The sequence below is a fragment of the Streptomyces sp. SID3212 genome, from assembly GCF_009865405.1.
Classification (GTDB): Bacteria; Actinomycetota; Actinomycetes; order Streptomycetales; family Streptomycetaceae; genus Streptomyces.
Genome location: NZ_WWJY01000053.1, coordinates 1 through 3,237 on the forward strand (window position 1 = coordinate 1; position 3,237 = coordinate 3,237).

4 protein-coding genes and 1 pseudogene are annotated in these 3,237 nt (G+C 71.4%); all 5 read right to left on the reverse strand.

Annotation, left to right across the window (positions count from 1 at the left end):
* The coding region (locus GT042_RS02065; RefSeq protein WP_345943651.1) for a cytochrome P450 at positions 1-1,509 on the reverse strand (1,509 nt) is incomplete at its 3' end.
* Between the two features lie 84 nt (positions 1,510-1,593).
* A complete protein-coding gene (locus GT042_RS02070; RefSeq protein WP_161306976.1) occupies positions 1,594-2,232 on the reverse strand; it encodes an ATP/GTP-binding protein in 639 nt (212 codons plus the stop codon).
* Positions 2,213-2,584 carry a DUF742 domain-containing protein gene (locus tag GT042_RS02075; protein ID WP_161306977.1) on the reverse strand — a complete coding sequence of 124 codons (372 nt, stop codon included), beginning with the start codon at positions 2,582-2,584 and terminating at the stop codon, positions 2,213-2,215. Before GT042_RS02075 ends, GT042_RS02070 begins: the two co-directional genes overlap by 20 nt.
* Positions 2,581-2,988: a roadblock/LC7 domain-containing protein gene (locus GT042_RS02080; protein ID WP_161306978.1), complete on the reverse strand. Its 408-nt coding sequence runs from the start codon at positions 2,986-2,988 to the stop codon at positions 2,581-2,583. Before GT042_RS02080 ends, GT042_RS02075 begins: the two co-directional genes overlap by 4 nt.
* Positions 2,985-3,237: pseudogene (locus GT042_RS37960) on the reverse strand (hypothetical protein); the annotation flags it as partial. The pseudogene GT042_RS37960 and the gene GT042_RS02080, both read right to left, overlap by 4 nt.

Genomic DNA, 3,237 nt, shown 5'->3' on the forward strand with positions numbered 1-3,237 from the left:
CATCCCCGCCAGCGGCGCCGGTCCGGCGCCCGGGTCCGGGACCGGCTCGTGCGCCGGGGCCGCCGGTGCGGCCCCCACCGGCGTCTCAGGACGCCCGGCCGGGAAGGGCGGTGACGCCTGACGTGGCACGGCGGCCGGCCTGGGCGACTCCACCTGCCACTGCGGGCGGGTCACGTGCGGCGACGCGCTCGGCGGTCCGGTGACGTCCTGCGGCGGCCGGGGCGCGAACGTCACGGGCAACTCCTGCAACTGACGAGACATCAGAGCAGCCGTCCACCGCAACTCATGCTCCTCCACGGCGAGTTGAATGTCCGGCAGCCGCAGCAGCAGCGCGTCGATGCCGGTGTCGGCGATGGCCCGGCCGATGTCCTGCCCCGGGCATTCGTGGGGGCCACCGCTGAACGCGAGATGCGAACGGTTGCCCTGCATCGAGGCGTTGAGGTCCGGCCGTACCACCGGATCGACATTGGCCGCCGCGATCCCGACCACCAGCGCGTCCCCCGCCTTGATGCGCTGGCCGCCCAACTCGGTGTCACCGACGGCCCAGCGGCCGAAGATCGTGGTGAACGGCGGTTCGTCCCACAGCGTTTGCTCGACCGCCTCGGGCAGTGTCATGTGCCCGCCGCTCAGCTGGGCCCGGAAGCGGGGGTCGGTGAGCACCATGCGCAGGACGTTGGCGATGAGGTTCGCGGTGGTCTCGTACGCCGCGATCAGCACCAGCCGCAGGTGCTGGCCGACCTCGTCGTCGGTGAGACCGGCCGGGTGCTCGGTGAGCCAGGTCGCGAAGTCCTCCTCGGGCGCGATCCGGCGGCGTGCCACGAGCCGGTTCAGGGCGGCCATCACGTACGCGTTGGACTCGATGGCGGTCTCGGTGCCCTTGATCATGTCGCGGGCGGCCTCGACCAGCCGGTCGTTGTACTCCTCCGGCATGCCGATGATCTGCGCCATCACCATCATCGGCAGGTGTTCGGCGAACCGGCTGACCAGGTCGGCCCTGCCGTCCTGGCAGAAGTCGTTCACCAGGCGGTTGCTGTACCGGTTGATGTAGCGCCTGACCCCCCGGTGGTCGATCCGGGCGAGGGAGTCGGTGACCGCGCCGCGCAGCCGTTCGTGGTCGGCGCCGTCGGCGAAGACGCAGATGGGCTGCCAGGTGAAGACCGGGGCGAGCGGGTGGTCGGGGGCCACGGAACCGTCGTGCAGGGCGCGCCAGCGCCGGGCGTCACGCGAGAACTGCGAGGGGGTACGGGTCATGTGGAGGTTCTCGCTGTGCCCGAGGACCAGCCAGGCGGGCACGTCGCCCTGGAGCAACACCGGTGCCACGGTGCCGTGTTCGGCGCGCAGCTTCTCGTACAGGCCCATGGGGTCGTTCTCGGCCTCGGGGCCGTACAGCCGGCGCAGTCCGTTGGGGGTGAGGCTGTCCGGGGTGAAGGTCAGGCCGTGGGCGGGGCAGCCGGGGGGCGGCGCCCCGTGGTCGTCCGTCCCGGGTCGGTCGGAAAAGGGGGTGGTCACGCGGTCACTCCAGAAATCGGGCCGGAAGGTCCGGAAGGTCGGGGGGATGCGGGGCGATGCGAGAACGAAAAGGCGAGGCACCGGTCAGCCGGGCGGGAGCGCCAGCGCGTGCAGATAGCGCATCAGCGTCAGCAGGACGTCGCGGCTCGACGCCCGCAGCCGCGCGTCGCAGTCGACCATCGGCACCTCGTCGGGCAGGTCCAGGGCGGTGCGCAGCACCTCGACGGGGTGGTGCGGCGCGTCGGGGAAGGTGTTGATCGCGACGACGAACGGCACCCCGCGCTCCTCCAGCCGTCCGATCACGTCGAAGCTGACTTCGAGGCGCCGGGTGTCGACGAGGACGACCGCCCCGAGGGCCCCTTCGAAGAGGCCGTTCCACAGGAACCAGAAACGCTCCTGTCCGGGCGTCCCGAAGAGGTACAGCACCAGGTGTTCCGTGATGCTGATGCGACCGAAGTCCATGGCGACGGTGGTGGCGGTCTTGCTCTCCACCCCCTTGTTGTCGTCGACGCCCACTCCGGCCTGGGTCATGGTCTCTTCGGTGGTGAGGGGTCTGATCTCGCTGACCGAGCCCACCATCGTCGTCTTGCCGACGCCGAATCCGCCCACGATCACGACCTTCACCGCGGAGGTGGCCGTGGTGGGCAGGACGTCTTCGGTACGTGGACCGGCGACGCCGCCCGCGAGCGTGCCCGGGACCGGGTCAGAGCTTCTGGAGTCCATGCATCACCGCTTCGAGGAGGGACCGGTCGGGGAGTGCCGCGCGGACGACGGGCGCCCGCGACTCGACCAGTTGGGTCGCGAGGAGTTCGGTCAGCAGGGCGGTCACCACGCTGAACGGCAGAGTCAGGTAGGCGGACAACTCCGCGACGGACAGGGGCGCCCGGCACAGCCGGAGGATGGCCGCCTGCTCCGGCTGAACCGTCGGTGACGGTTCGTCACGTGCCACGATCATGGTCACCAGGTCGAGTTCGGCGCGCTCGGCGCCGTCGGGACCGCCGGTGATCACGTACAGCCGTTCCGGATCCCCCACGTCCGCCTCGGGACGACGGCGTTCTCGTCGGGGAGGAGTCATCCGGCCGGCCCGTCGTGGCGCGGCGGGCTGGTCAGGTGGGCGCCGATACGGACGACCATGTCCCGCATCCTGGCGCCGACCAGGCCGGCGTCGACCGTCTCGTCGGCGAGGACCGCGAGGTACGCGCCGGTCCCGGCCTCCATCAGGTAGAAGAAGCCGCCCCCGACCTCGATGACGACGAGCCTCATCCGGCCGTCGCTGTGGGGAATCTCCGACGCGACGGCGGCGGCCAGGCTCTGGAGTCCGGCACAGGCCGCCGCGAGCCGGTCGGCGACGTCGGGGTCGCCGCCGTGCCGGGCGATGCGCAGGCCGTCCGCCGAGAGGACCACGATCTGCTGGATCTGCGGTACGCCGTCGGCCAGTTCCTTGAGCATCCAGTCCATGTTCGCCCTCTGCTGGATCACTTCAGGTCTCCCTTGCCCCACGCGTCGTCTGATTCGTCCAGGTCGCCGGGCCGGCCCGGCGCCTCCCCCGCGTCGGAGGACGGCTCCTGCGCGGTGCCGTTGACCGCCTTCGTGAACGCTTCGAGCCAGATGCCGGGCCCCGGTTTCTGCGCGGGCGCGCCGCCGGGGCCGCTGTCGGCCGCGGAGCCGGCGGCTGCGGCGCCATGACCATGACCGTTGCCGTGGCCGTTGCCGTTGCCGTTGCCGTTG

What these genes read in the sequence shown, in the direction of transcription:
- GT042_RS02070 (WP_161306976.1), bottom strand. Translation starts at nt 2,232, where the DNA reads ATGGACTCCAGAAGCTCTGACCCGGTCCCGGGCACGCTCGCGGGCGGC.
- GT042_RS02075 (WP_161306977.1), bottom strand. Translation starts at nt 2,584, where the DNA reads ATGACTCCTCCCCGACGAGAACGCCGTCGTCCCGAGGCGGACGTGGGG.